The sequence below is a fragment of the Xenorhabdus sp. TS4 genome (assembly GCF_014467265.1).
GTDB classification, from domain to species: domain Bacteria; phylum Pseudomonadota; class Gammaproteobacteria; order Enterobacterales; family Enterobacteriaceae; genus Xenorhabdus; species Xenorhabdus ehlersii.
Genome location: NZ_NKHQ01000014.1, coordinates 44,086 through 56,342 on the forward strand (window position 1 = coordinate 44,086; position 12,257 = coordinate 56,342).

12 protein-coding genes are annotated in these 12,257 nt (G+C 45.2%); all 12 read right to left on the reverse strand.

Features of this window, described 5'->3' with window-relative positions; all coding sequences use genetic code 11:
- Positions 1-372: 372 nt before the first annotated feature.
- The 12 genes from Xets_RS28590 to Xets_RS28645 all read right to left on the reverse strand — a co-directional run bounded on the left by Xets_RS28590 (position 373) and on the right by Xets_RS28645 (position 11,918).
- Positions 373-2,034 carry a terminase large subunit gene (locus Xets_RS28590; RefSeq protein WP_187651323.1) on the reverse strand — a complete coding sequence of 554 codons (1,662 nt, stop codon included), beginning with the start codon at positions 2,032-2,034 and terminating at the stop codon, positions 373-375.
- Entirely contained in the window at positions 2,031-2,384 is a 354-nt protein-coding gene (locus Xets_RS28595) for a phage terminase small subunit P27 family (RefSeq protein ID WP_187651322.1), read from the reverse strand. Before Xets_RS28595 ends, Xets_RS28590 begins: the two co-directional genes overlap by 4 nt.
- 128 nt (positions 2,385-2,512) lie before the next feature.
- On the reverse strand, positions 2,513-2,947 hold the full coding sequence (locus Xets_RS28600; RefSeq protein ID WP_187651321.1) for an HNH endonuclease: 435 nt from the start codon (positions 2,945-2,947) through the stop codon (positions 2,513-2,515).
- Positions 2,947-3,243, reverse strand: coding sequence for a head-tail connector protein (locus Xets_RS28605; RefSeq protein ID WP_187651320.1), 297 nt, complete (start codon positions 3,241-3,243; stop codon positions 2,947-2,949). The genes Xets_RS28600 and Xets_RS28605 overlap by 1 nt, the downstream gene beginning before the upstream one ends.
- Positions 3,243-3,575, reverse strand: a complete 333-nt coding sequence (locus tag Xets_RS28610) for a phage head closure protein (protein WP_187651319.1) — start codon at positions 3,573-3,575, stop codon at positions 3,243-3,245. The genes Xets_RS28605 and Xets_RS28610 overlap by 1 nt, the downstream gene beginning before the upstream one ends.
- Positions 3,572-4,789 carry a phage portal protein gene (locus tag Xets_RS28615; protein WP_187651318.1) on the reverse strand — a complete coding sequence of 406 codons (1,218 nt, stop codon included), beginning with the start codon at positions 4,787-4,789 and terminating at the stop codon, positions 3,572-3,574. Before Xets_RS28615 ends, Xets_RS28610 begins: the two co-directional genes overlap by 4 nt.
- 2 nt (positions 4,790-4,791) lie before the next feature.
- The gene (locus Xets_RS28620; protein ID WP_187651317.1) at positions 4,792-5,340 is read right to left on the reverse strand and encodes an HK97 family phage prohead protease; all 549 of its coding nucleotides are present in this window, start codon (positions 5,338-5,340) and stop codon (positions 4,792-4,794) included.
- Positions 5,341-5,378: 38 nt separating this feature from the next.
- Positions 5,379-6,533 (reverse strand): phage major capsid protein, encoded by a 1,155-nt coding sequence (locus Xets_RS28625; protein ID WP_187651316.1) that lies wholly within the window; start codon positions 6,531-6,533, stop codon positions 5,379-5,381.
- Positions 6,534-6,669: 136 nt separating this feature from the next.
- Complete coding sequence (locus Xets_RS28630; protein ID WP_051862875.1) at positions 6,670-7,053, reverse strand: hypothetical protein; 384 nt, start codon at positions 7,051-7,053, stop codon at positions 6,670-6,672.
- 2 nt (positions 7,054-7,055) lie between these two features.
- Positions 7,056-8,258 carry a hypothetical protein gene (locus Xets_RS28635; protein ID WP_187651315.1) on the reverse strand — a complete coding sequence of 401 codons (1,203 nt, stop codon included), beginning with the start codon at positions 8,256-8,258 and terminating at the stop codon, positions 7,056-7,058.
- A 4-nt stretch (positions 8,259-8,262) separates the two neighbouring features.
- Positions 8,263-9,006 (reverse strand): Hcp family type VI secretion system effector, encoded by a 744-nt coding sequence (tssD, locus tag Xets_RS28640; RefSeq protein WP_255430569.1) that lies wholly within the window; start codon positions 9,004-9,006, stop codon positions 8,263-8,265.
- A gap of 509 nt (positions 9,007-9,515) precedes the next feature.
- On the reverse strand, positions 9,516-11,918 hold the full coding sequence (locus Xets_RS28645) for a primase-like DNA-binding domain-containing protein (RefSeq protein ID WP_187651314.1): 2,403 nt from the start codon (positions 11,916-11,918) through the stop codon (positions 9,516-9,518).
- Between the last annotated feature and the right edge of the window lie 339 nt (positions 11,919-12,257).

The window sequence follows — 12,257 nt, forward strand, 5'->3', positions numbered from 1 at the left end:
ATAATTATCTCACAGTGGAACAAAGACCGCATCATCGGCTAAAGAGGAATATAAATTGATTCCTTATGCCAATTTAGACGGTACGTGGGCAGCTATATACAAAACAATAGAGCAACTGCTGTTTGATAGAGAAAAAATGTAACAAGTAGCCGCGAAGAGTGTATTACGTTGTGTTTAATGAAGTCCCTAAGATAGACGTAAATGTCTGCTCCTCGCTCAAGCTGACTGTCAGATTTAGTCGCTCTTTTCTACAGAACACGCGGTCAGATAAAGTAGCGACTAACCCCAAAAAGGTGTGTGATATCTAACCTTCTGAACATTTGATTTCATTAATTCCTATACTGCTCAGGAATTAAAAAATCAATTAGTTATCTAAACCCCATCAAAGATATCCAGTCTTTGCTGCTGTTCTTCATTTAATATAAACGCAAAGTCTTCATGCTCATTCTGCCATGTACCAAAGCTCATCAGAAACGCAATAGCAGGGTCGATTTTATTCGCTGATTTCTTCTTATTCGGTTTGATATTAGCGTTCGCGTCGGTTGCCATCACCACATTGGACATTGCCCATGCCAGCACCGGATCGCCGTTGTGACGAATAACTTTACGGTTAACGAACACTTCGGCAGATTTAGCCACAGGGCTAAAGCGCATATAAGTTTGCGGGAACGGCTCAACATCCAGCCCCGCGCCCTGCAATTGGGTGCGTAGGTGCGTGGCGTTCCATGTGTCAAAGCCCACCAGCCTGATATCAAAGTGCTGGCTGTCTTTGAGAATATCATCACGGATACGGTCATAATCAATGCAGTCGCCTTGCGTGGTGCATATCCAGCCTGCTTGCGCCCATTGACGATAAACAGCCCGATTCTTATTGGCCGGATTCTGCAACTGGGCTTCGGGTAGGTAATGACGAGTCAGTAATAACAGTTCATTATCCACAGGAAAGGTGTAACACACACTGGTGATATCGCCCGTTGACGATAAATCCAGTCCGGCGTAGCACTCCAGTCCTTTCAGGTCGCTTTCATTATAATCAGTCTGACAGGCTTTCCAAGCGCCCTCACCCATCCACGGCGTTTCCCCCTGACACCAGATATTAAAGCGCTTGGTTAACATCTCTGTCCATTGCGAGGGTATGCCACGGGCTTTTTGGATGGTGTCATGCAATGAGGCAGTGTCTACGGAAATATTCAGATTGGGATTGGCCTTCACCCAAAGCCGCTCATCATCAATCTCGTTCTCGTCGTCCAGCTCGTAGATCAGGGCAAACAGGGATTCATTTTGTTCTTCGTCATCCAATATCTGACAGCAATAATCATAGTGCTGTTTACAGGCTGAGATAACGTTACTGCCTGCTGTCGTAATGGCAAACAGAATGCCTTCGGGGCGTGCGCCCATGCCTAATTCAAGGGCAGAGTACACCGCGTTATCGGGGTGCAAATGGTACTCATCGACAATGGCAAGGCTGGGGTTTGTCCCTTCAATGGTGGCGGCTTTGGCTGCCAGTGGCTTTAACAGGCTATTGGTTTTCTGGTAGGTCACTTTATGTTGCTGGATAGATAGCCGCTTTTTCAGCGGCTTTGATAACAAACTCATCTGGCGGGCATCATCAAACACGATACGCGCCTGATCACGGCTCACGGCGGCAGTGTAAATATCCTGCTGGCCTGACTCCATCACTAAGAACCAATTCGCCAATATCGCGGCAACGGTGGATTTCGCATTTTTACGTGGCACCTGAATATAAGCGCTGCGGTACTTCCTGCGGCCAGTAGCCTTTACCTTGAAGCCGAACAGGTTAGCAAAAGCGAATTGCTGCCACGGCTCAAGGATTATCGGTTTACCGCGTAAATGGCCTTTGACATGTGGACAGAGACGGGAGAAGGCAATAAAACGCGCCACAACCTCAGAATCAAACGTATAAAGCGGGTGATTCAGGTCGTTATAGTAGCGTTTCACTGCTTGTTTTAGTCGGTTACAGGCCAAAATTTTACCGTTTTGGATATCAAAAGCATACTGCTCCCATGCATTCATAAGCGGTCTAACTCGTCTTCTTCCTCCGTTTCTATCGGATTTTTACGCCGTGAAACCGGATCAAAGCCAAGCAACGACGACATTTTTATCATGATTTTTTCGGCATCAGCCTTGGCGCTCAATGAGGGATTACGGCTTTCACTGCCCTGACTGTTGACGATGCTAAATCCCCTAATATCAAGGTCTGCCACGGCTTTTCGGTAAATGGCATAGTTCACGCAGTAGAGTTCTAAATTGTTCCAGTCAGCGGCATTCAGGTCTTCCCGCTCACTTAAAATTTTACCTTTGGCCTTCCATTGACTGCCGGCGATATCATTTAAATAAGTGGGCGGTTTGGGTGCTCTTGCCATAATGTTCTCTGTTCCTTGTGATTTATTTTCAAAAAAATTGCCGTGCGTAAAAATTAGAGGAGGGGGTCGGTTCCGCTGAGAAGCGCGTTTGTCATTTTTGATACCCCCACCCACTATTTCATTTGTTATTATTCTGCGACTAACCAACTGCGACGCTTTGCCGCTTCTGCTGCCCGTTCCTGATAGATACCCTGTTTGCGCTTCGCTTTGGTGATAGGATCTGTCTGGACGGTCTTGCGGTTGTGGCAGGGCTGGCATAACGATTGATGGTTGGATGCAGGCCAGAACAACACATCAGCTTCACCCTGTATCGGGACAATGTGATCCACAATCGTTGCAGAGGCATAGATATCTTGCTGTAGGCAGTGGACACATAACGGATTCGCTTTCAGATATTGCAGCCGGTAGCGTCCCCATCGGTTACTGTAGCCTCGTTGGGTTCGGGTTCCCCGTTGTTTGTCCTGCTGCCGTCTGGCTTCCCGTTGGTGTTGTTCACAGCGGCCTGACTTCACACGCTCACGGCAATTAGGATAGCTACAGCGCTTTAAAGGTTGCCACGGCATCAGTAAACTCCCACATCACGATAGACAGACCACAATGATTTAATGGTGAAAGGCACCTCTTTAAGATCGGCATCCGTTGCCATCTCCCGATTCTCATACAGCAAACCGATATAAAGCAGACAGCCCACCTTAATAGCAGGGGTAAAAGCCAACCCGTTATCAAACCGTTTGCCGATATGTTGCTGGCTAACTTCCAGCGCGGCTTCGGCATAGCCCATTAACAAGATATCATCAAGCGTGTCGCTTTCATCCAGCCGGCAATGCTGTTTGATTTCATTTAAAGGGATTTCAGCCATTAGAAAACACCGCCTTTACAAAGCAACTCTAAGCGGGTGTGTTTCGCATCAGGGATAACCGCCACAATGTCAAAAGCGGTTCCTCTGGTGTTAGCCCCGTCATAGAGAATAATATTAGCGGTGGTCACGTCATCACGGTGACGCATCCAGATACGCACAGTGGCCTCAGAGAACACGGCACCGGATGCCAAACGCTCACGCCCGCTAATCTCCCTCACTTCTGCCCAGACGGTGGCGGCATCCACCCACTTGTCAATAACCTGCCCTGACGGGGCGCGTGACTGCTCGGATTTCTGGATAGTCACCCGATGCCTCAATCTGCCTGCCCTCATTTCTTACCCTCCGGTTGTTTCTTGATTTCTACCGTTTGCTTCCATGCCTGACTAAATTCATCTCCACCTTTACGGGGAGAGAGTCCCTCACGTTCACGGGCTTCATTCGGGCACATGACCCCCGACTTAATCGCTGTCTCATAGCTCTGGAAGCGTTCTTTCGGATTGGCTCGCAGCAGGTCGGCGGTATCAAATTCGACTTGGTAGCGGATGCCGCTTTTTGGTGACGCCACCAGCAAAGCCGATTTGATTTGTTGCTCAAAGTTGGCAAGCCACGGGCGCATGGTCATGGTCAGAAAGGCGCGGGACGCTTCGCTAAAGTTACTGTAGGTACTGTTCGAATACTCTTGCAGAAAGATCGGGCTGACGTTGAACATACGGGCGATATCGTCAATCGTGAAGCGACGGGAAGCCAACCACTCGGCATCTTGGTTACTCATGCCTAATTGCTGGTAGTCCATCCCGCCTTCAAGGATAGGTGTTTTGCCTGCATTACGTGCGCCTTTATAACGTTCGAGCGCTTCCAGTGCCTTAGCGCCCTTGGCGCCATCCAGCCAGTCAGCGGATTTAATTACCCCTGCCGCCATCATGCCGTCTTTCATGATGCTGGTGCCGTGGCGTTGTTGTGCCAGTCCCAGACCTAAAGTTTCACGGCAGATGGTGACAGGCGAGCGTCCAAGAAAGCCGTCTTCGGTGGCATAGCGTAAATGCAGGATTTCTTCCTGTAGGCAAGTTTTCACCTTGCCGCTATAAGGTTCGGTGATGGTGTAGGCGAACCGATGATCGGATAACCGTTGCGGTACAACCGCCGACGGCGAATAAGGGTGTAGAGATTGCGGCTGACCGTCCCGTCCCCAGACGATTACCGCATAAGCATTACCATTGAGTAAGCAATGACGCATCAGGGTTCGCTTAAACTGAAACGGGGTCTGGCAGTCATTCGGGCACTCATTCAGCAAATAATCTACGGGGTGATCACTGAGCCATTCGCGGGATTCTTTGCCGTTCTGGTGCTGAACCCGATACAGGTAACAAGGCATAGTCGCCACCGCCTCACTGATCACCGTAACGGCATTCATTACCGCAGGTAAGCCCTCCGCCGTAGACGGTGAAACATGCTCGCCCGATTTGGTGTTAGACGCGCCCGCCAGAAAAAGAAATTCATCCATGCTCATACTGCGGGTTTCCGTGTCTTTTCGCTTAAAAGGCCACATAATCACACCTCGGACAGTTGCAGCCAGTAATGACGCAAATCAGCATCACAGGGCTTAACCCCATTCGGCGAACGCTTGGCAATCTCCACCCCGCTTTCAGGGTAGGCGGGTAAGCTGGTGATAGTGATTTCCCGCAGTTCGGCCTCTAAAACGGTTCTCAGATACGGCTCTTGTCCAACATCCCACTGATCTTTCAGCGCCCTGAATCCAAAGGACATACCGGAAATATCACCCCGTTCAACCAAAGTCAGTACATCACGCCCCAACTGCGTATCAGGCGGGGTTAACTCGAAGCGTAATCCGGTGGCATCTTTGGTCAACTGCAACGTACCGGACGTGGTGCGGCCTAACAGGTTCATATGATCATGTTCATACAGTGCCCTGACATCAGCCCCCGAAGTTAAACTGGCGCTAAAAGCATTTGGGGCAAACTGTTCCACAAATTCATCCCATAAAACATGGGAGCGGCTGTTCCACTTAATCACATAGCCCACCAGCTTTTTATCAGCAGCAGACAGAGACGCGGTGCGAATTTCAAAATCGTTATTCATCCTATGGACTCCCAAAAAGGGACTTTCGCCCCTTTCGCTTATTTCGACGCGGTTTTAACTTCAAGGATCTTTATTGCGTTGGAGTTCACCAGACCGCCACCCAGATACTTATCGGTGTGTACCTTATAAAATCCCGGCTCAGTGATATTGTCAGGGCGGGTACGGATGCCCGTTTGATGGTCAACGATGAAGTAACCGCGTTTGAAGTCACCCAGACCGATCACCTCATCCGGCATAAATTCGAGGTAATGGACAGGCAAGCCCAACAACATATCGGGATCACCCGCTTGCAGACGCTCACGCCAGATATAATCGCCATTGCCATTTTTCAGCTTCTGTACTTGGGCGGCAGTATTGGAGTTCATCACCCATACAGAATTCTTGCGGTATTTATTCTTAAGCAGGAACTTAAGATCAATCAGGCTATCAGCCTCAAGCGTGGTAGCTTCCAGTTTTTGCAATGTGCCAAAATCACGCACCTTGTCGGCTTGGGTGTCACGGGGATAGGACAGGAAGCCTTTCGCTTTCTTGCTACCGTCACCACTCACGAGATCCGTTTCTTCGGTATCCACGAACGTATCGGCAATCTCTGAGGTCAGCCAGCCCAGAACATCTACATCGCTAAAATCGATAATCTCTTGGGTGGTCTTGGGATAAGCGTAAATAGGGAACAGCTTGATGCTCACTTCTTCCATCTTCGGTGTGGTTGTCTCGCCACGTGCCTTGCCTTCTTCGCCGTGTGCCACCGCCGCACCACCGACCGAAACTAATTGCTTATATTCGTTGCTGCGTGTGGTTTTAATCGTACAGATTTGGCGCATGACAGATTCATCAGCCAATTGCTGCATGATCTGCTTATTCAGTTCAGGGATAACGGTATAGCCGCCCTCTGACGGAACGCCCGTAGACAAAGTGCGGGTTTCTCCGGTCAGAATATAGTGACGCAATTCGTCATTACTGAGGTTCTTGCTGGTCGGCTGGGTTTTACCTGCCTGACTGCGTTCTTCGTCAGATAATGCCTCATAACGGGTAATTTCCGCACTGAGCGCATCAGACTGATTGCGCAGCTCGTCGAACTGTTTGGTTTCATCGGCAGTCAGAGAGCGCTTTTCGTTTTCGGCTTTGGTAAGCAGCGAGCGCATTTGGTTGGTTAAATCGGTTTTTTGCTGACGTAATTCGAGTAGTTTTTTCATGGTGTTTTTCAGAATAGTTATTTTTTCAGTAAATAACTTTTAACATCATGAAAATAATAAGGAAGAATTATGATTCTGTTGAGCAAGCATACAAATATAGAAATGGCGATGTAAATCGCCATTCTAATAATAAAAATCATTCTTTCACTTTTATTGTGTAGGTTTTATTAAATTTACCTACTTTTGTAAACATATTGCCATAAACACCACCAGATATTTTTATAGTTATTTCTCCAGCATGTATAGGCATTCCTTGAATTTGAATACGGCTATAGTCTTTTTCTGTTGCTGGCAGAACAGGGGTTGTATAATCGCTAGGATTCCATGTTAGACCTGAGTTTGAAGGTGTTATTTTGGCTGAAAAACCCATATCTATAACACCCGGTATGTTTATTATTTCATTATATGGAACTCCTACCTGAGCATCTTTTAAATAGTTTCCATTAGGATAAATGGAAACAGTTTGTCTTGTACAAGCAGAAACAAGTAAGATGGATATAATGAAAAAAATATTTCTCATTTTTATTTTATTGGTTTAAAAACCAACCCTCCAAATGTATGTTTTAAAAAATAATTTAAATTATTATTAGGTTTAACTCGCTCACTAATCCCTCCCCAAGTAAACATATTTAAATTAACTATTTCATTTTCACTATCTAGGTTTATTGACTTTCCTTTTGAGCTAACTTCACCTTCCCATACAATCCAATGATTTTTACCTGAAGTTTCACCAGCTGATCCGTTTAGCATTCCAACCGAGATTAAACTTACAACAATATACTCTTTTCTTATATAATCGTTTAAAGTTATTATGTCATTGATATTACTATGGGAAAAAATACTTATATTATCAAAAATTTTCTCATAACCTGCTTTCTCAAACCATTCGGTTAATTTCCCCCACATTGTAACTCCCGCTGTTTCAGCTTCAACTTGATTATAGCTAAAAATAGCATTTTCTGAGTCTCTTAAGCTCGCTAATGTTATCCAATCTAAACCTGAAATTGTTGGTGCTCCATTATTATAGAAAGAACCGCTAGGGTGGCGGCAACCATCACCCGGTTTAATTTCTAATCTACCTATTTTAGTCTTGCCATATTTCCATAGCTCACGGGCAGATTGCTCATAAATATCTGGCCTATCCTTCTGTAAGCAATAAAAAAATGCCGCTGGGCCACATAAACTAGCCCATCCTTGCCTTGGATAAGTTTTTTTTGCAATTCTATCCTGAATTTCCGATTCAATTTTACTTTTTTCAAATGGATCTTTTTCGTGACCAACTGGATATTCTTTTGCAATAAATACTCTTTCAGGGATAGTAATTTTTAATTCAATCGTATTATCGCCATCGCTGACGGGTTTTGTTTCAGCCGTACTTTCAAAATAGCAGGCATTTTCTCGTTTGTTATCCGAACAGGCTTTACCTGCTACAAATTCACCCAGCGTATACATTTTTTTAAAAGGGGCTTGCAATGCCTGAATCGTATTTGAACCGTGTTTACGGTAAAGCATAATTTGCATAATATAAATTACAGAAAGATCATCATCTGTTTCCTGAGTAATATGTTTTTGAGTTTCATAATTACTCTGCAATTGCGCTTTTTCAACATCCAGTAATATATGATGATTTCCTTCTGCATCTTGACGAAAAATAATTAAATCGTAAAACAATTTTTCAGCAGGTACATTCGATTTAATTTGAGTGTAAACGCTATAAGTTGGCATGGTATTAATCCTTTAAAATATGAAATTCAAGATTCTTTTTGTCATCAGTGAGATGCCATTGAGTATAACCTTGTTTATCAGTCTTGCCTTCCTTTACCTGACCATCCGGCAGGCAAACACGATACTTATGTTCGGCTAAAAGATTGCCGTTATCATCCGTAAAACGATAGCGGACGTGATGTTTAGAGGGTTTTGAGGATGTTTCTTCAACCAATGGCTGTTTAAGCGGCTTCACACTCGTGAACCCAGACAATAACGGCCTGCCTTCTTCACGCCCGGCTAATTGGGTAATACTGTAACCCGAAGTCCCCGCGGCAATATGGTTACATGATATCGATTTGTAATCGAGCATCACCACTTCATGGGGGATTGCACCGTTATCATTAATGGAATGGGGATAATTATAGGCAAGATCAACAATCGTTGCGCCTGTTAGTTTAATTTCGTAAAAGAGTTCCAGTTGTCCCATTGGGCTTGTCCGGTAGTGCATAAAGCGTGCTTCCAGCAATTCGTTTCCGTCGATTGCCATTGCTAACAGCGGTGAGGATTTATCAATGGGTTTGGTAAAGCTGACCGGGTGATGATGCGCATTCTGGTCGCGGCTCACTGAATGGCTGACACTCAGTACCTGTATTTCGTCTTCCCGGCCTGTCTGATAGCGATTTCCGATGGATTCGGGCGTTGAACATCCCGCTGAAATTAATCCCTGTTTCTTGCCTTTTAGTGATAAGTAGATAACGTGTGACATCTTGTCTCCTGTGATCTGACTTCCGATAAATATCGAATGAATGAAACAGGATACAACAGAATTGTTTATAGATTCTAGTGTGAGCAAAAATCCATCAATGAAATTGTGATTAACATCTATTATTAAACAAAATCAGACAATTACATCATTTAAATTTCAGGTAGTACCAAAAAATAAAACTGATGCACTGCGTATGCTTTCTCTGATTTGTCTGGCTTTTATTTACCTGCCAAAGGTAGTCCCCTGAAAATCTTTTTACTCCCTTCAACTGTGCACCCTATCCAAAAATCAGTTAATAAATTGAAAATAAATGATTTTTTACGGTGGAGACGGTATCCATCTACTATCCGTACTATGCTCCTTTAATTATTCAGAAAAATGAACAGGGTGAATAGTTGGTGCATAGTTAAAAAATAACTATTAACCCTGTTTTTATATTTAAATTCAATTAATTATGATTATTGGTGCATAGGTTGCACAGTTAAGCATAAAAAGTTTATATAGGCAGGTTATTTGTCAGTTTGTTCAGGAACAGCCGGAAGCCATTCATTCGCCTCATCCGTTAAATCCACATTGTAATAATAGCCCTTTTTGGTTTTGAATTTCCGGTAATCCTTCTTATATTCCTGCATCACTTTCGGCAGGGAATCCCCGAATTTCGTTAATGTGAGTGGCCTGTCAAACCCATAGGCTTCCATAAACGACAAGTAGGCATGGTAAAGGTAGATTCTGAGCGCTCTGGGATGAATGTTTTTATTCCCCATCTTCATGCCTAACTCTTTCCCCAATGAGACCAAATAAGCACAGAAATTGTACAGCGGGTCGGAGTTACTTTTCACCAAGAGTGCTTCGTTAGAATCGCGTTGCGCCTGTAGCAGCTTTTTAGCCTTATTCTGGTCGGCAAATTTGTTCAATAAATGACGGATAATCACAGGCAGTTCCCGGCTGATTTTCTCCGATAATTCCGGGTCTTTTTCTGATTCTTTGACCGGAATATTAAACGGGAATATCACCCGCCGCCGTGCAATCCCGCCATTACGTTCTGTAAAGCTCATCGGTTCGTTATTGGTGGCTAATACCACGGCTTTAATAATGGTGGAAAATTGTTTTTCATATTTCCCGTCAACTTCAATCAGATCGCCGCCTGTAATTGCCTTGATGCCTGCGCCCTCACCGACATATTTAACCTGATCAGGCAATGTAATCAGGCTCTTCCCGACAAACTGATAACGCCCTCTGGCTTCATCCAGTGCTCTCATATTGCCACTGGCGGTATTGTGTTCGCCCGCTAATAAAGTGGCGATATACGTAAAAATACTTTTGCCGCTACCACCTTCGCCTGTCACTTCAATAAATAGCTGCCAGTCATAACGGTTTGCCAGGATCATAAATAAACCCGCATTGATACGCGCCATTTTTTCATCATTATTTCCAGCCGCATGAGACAGCCATTGATAGAAATGTGGGGCATGTTGCCGGATATTTTCCCCGGCTACCGATTCTGTGAATGCTATCCCATTATGGTTCATGAGCCAATGCTCAGGGGCGTGGGGTTTAAACGCCTGTACAGATAAATCATACATACCATTACTGAATCCGATTAACTCCCGTTTCGGTTCACCAATGACAGGAATTTGTAATTTCATCGCACTGATCGCGTTATTAATGCCGTTCGGGCTGTAAGGTGTTTCGTGCTGGTCGAAGATTGCCACCATTGCGCGGCGCAGTTCGCTATCCGGCACGCTTTCCCATGTTGCACCGTTATAACGATAGGCCATTTCACTTTCAGGATTGACCGCTATTTTTCCGTAATACTCAACCAACAGTGCCCCGCGCTGGCTGGCTGCCATTTGTGCCAGATTGTTATTGGTCTTCTTTGGCTTCGTTTCGTGAATAACCACCGCTTCTGCTTCCATGAGTTTTTTCTCCCCAACCTGATATAATCCGTTACTGAATGCCTGCTTTGCTGCCTTAATGCCGTGATGCTGGCGATAATCGTCCCAATCAGATTTTAATTCCGTAGGCGGTAGTGTTACCCAGCCGTTAATCGCTATAGCGGTCTTTTCTGCCGCTATCTTGCCGACATTCTTTTTTAGCCTACCGTTTTTGTCCTGTTCGCCTTGCTCATGCCAGTCATTATCAGCGGCAAGAATAATTTTTGCGTCTGGCCACTGCGCTCTGACCAGCCCGGCAACCGTGAGTAAATTACTTTCATCAATGGCCGCCAGTACCATGCCCTCATGTAACTGACTGACAGTTAACGCCGTTGCATAACCCTCAGCAATGATAAAGGTATCGGGCGTTCCGGTAATCTCTGACACGGGAATAAAACTGCCTTTCTTCTGAGTCCCTGAAACAAGTCGTTTTTCACCGTTTGGCTTGATGGTCTGCGCACCCGTGATTGTGCCGTCCAGCATCTGAGTCACCAGCAATAAAGCACCATCTTTCAATAACCGTTGATTGGGGCATTGCAGCCCCTTTTTCACCAGATATTGAGATTCGCCCGTAATAGCTGTAGCGAGCATTGTTGCGATGCGTTCAGCAATAGATTTCACTGTTCGTGGTTGTGCTTTGGTGGGCTTTGGTTCAGGTAAAGGCATTACCAACACATTCGCCACCAGCTTAGCCGCTGCAAAGACCGTGATCCCTTTGGTTCTTGCCACCAAATCCAGCCCATCACCGTAACTCGGCTCATCACACTGGCGACAATGCCAATCGCCATGATGGTTATCATCCATAAAGTGAAAACGGTCTGTGCCGCCGCAGATTGGGCAAGCGCCGTGTTTGCCTTTTGCCGGAATATCAACACCACAAGCAGGCAACAGGCTTTGCCAACGATTGATGGCTGATGTCTTCACTGTTCGAATAACATCTAATGGGCGGCTTTTCTGATTATTATTTCCCTGACTCATGATCACTCGTCCTCACCATTAACCGCTGCATAAAGCGAATAGTAGACTTCCTGATTAATATCACAGGCCAGTGAAAGCAAATCGTGTAACTCTTCCGAACAGTGTTGGCTGGCCTGTTCAAGAATAACCTCATATAAAGAGGTACATAATCCCGCACGAAATGAAGCCTGACCTAATGGGTCGGATTTCCTGTATACAATGCAATTTAATAATTTAACGCGATGCTCGACTTTAACATCTTATAACGTTGGCTTGTTGAAGCCAGTCGCGTTGACTTTTACCTTGTTTAAAATTGGCAAAAATACCCAACGTGTGAGAAAGAAGTTTTCTAGCAATTCG

Excerpts from the sequence above, each read along its gene's own strand:
- Xets_RS28610 (WP_187651319.1), bottom strand. The coding sequence starts at position 3,575 with ATGAGGGCAGGCAGATTGAGGCATCGGGTGACTATCCAGAAATCCGAG.
- Xets_RS28600 (WP_187651321.1), bottom strand. The coding sequence starts at position 2,947 with ATGCCGTGGCAACCTTTAAAGCGCTGTAGCTATCCTAATTGCCGTGAG.
- Xets_RS28590 (WP_187651323.1), bottom strand. The coding sequence starts at position 2,034 with ATGAATGCATGGGAGCAGTATGCTTTTGATATCCAAAACGGTAAAATT.
- Xets_RS28625 (WP_187651316.1), bottom strand. The coding sequence starts at position 6,533 with ATGAAAAAACTACTCGAATTACGTCAGCAAAAAACCGATTTAACCAAC.
- Xets_RS28630 (WP_051862875.1), bottom strand. The coding sequence starts at position 7,053 with ATGAGAAATATTTTTTTCATTATATCCATCTTACTTGTTTCTGCTTGT.
- Xets_RS28605 (WP_187651320.1), bottom strand. The coding sequence starts at position 3,243 with ATGGCTGAAATCCCTTTAAATGAAATCAAACAGCATTGCCGGCTGGAT.
- Xets_RS28595 (WP_187651322.1), bottom strand. The coding sequence starts at position 2,384 with ATGGCAAGAGCACCCAAACCGCCCACTTATTTAAATGATATCGCCGGC.
- Xets_RS28635 (WP_187651315.1), bottom strand. The coding sequence starts at position 8,258 with ATGCCAACTTATAGCGTTTACACTCAAATTAAATCGAATGTACCTGCT.
- Xets_RS28620 (WP_187651317.1), bottom strand. The coding sequence starts at position 5,340 with ATGAATAACGATTTTGAAATTCGCACCGCGTCTCTGTCTGCTGCTGAT.
- tssD (WP_255430569.1), bottom strand. The coding sequence starts at position 9,006 with ATGTCACACGTTATCTACTTATCACTAAAAGGCAAGAAACAGGGATTA.
- Xets_RS28645 (WP_187651314.1), bottom strand. The coding sequence starts at position 11,918 with ATGAGTCAGGGAAATAATAATCAGAAAAGCCGCCCATTAGATGTTATT.
- Xets_RS28615 (WP_187651318.1), bottom strand. The coding sequence starts at position 4,789 with ATGTGGCCTTTTAAGCGAAAAGACACGGAAACCCGCAGTATGAGCATG.